This is a genomic window from Shewanella sp. S1-49-MNA-CIBAN-0167, assembly GCF_040310145.1.
Classification (GTDB): domain Bacteria; phylum Pseudomonadota; class Gammaproteobacteria; order Enterobacterales; family Shewanellaceae; genus Shewanella; species Shewanella psychromarinicola.
On sequence record NZ_JBEOPO010000375.1, the window covers coordinates 1 to 255 of the forward strand.

General features: G+C 43.5%; 1 protein-coding gene. It reads left to right on the forward strand.

The features are described 5' to 3' along the window. Positions 1-255 (forward strand): outer membrane beta-barrel protein (locus tag AAEZ00_RS21695; protein ID WP_351090050.1); only part of this gene is annotated, 255 nt, incomplete at both ends.

Consider the following 255-nt stretch of genomic DNA (forward strand, 5'->3'; position numbering starts at 1 on the left):
CCTCTATGTTGCCTTTCGCTGCATCAGCTGCACAAGAATTAACACCTTGGTATGTTGGTGGTGGTTTAGGCGTCAACAACTATGAACCTAGCTGCGACCAAAAAACCATGAAAGTATGTGGTGAAGATGACCCATATGCTTGGGATGTATTTGGTGGTTATTTATTTAACGAATACGTCGGTATTGAGCTAGGTTATCGTGACCTTGGCCGTGCAGAATGGACTGATTATTCTAACAAGCGCAATGATGTTGGTG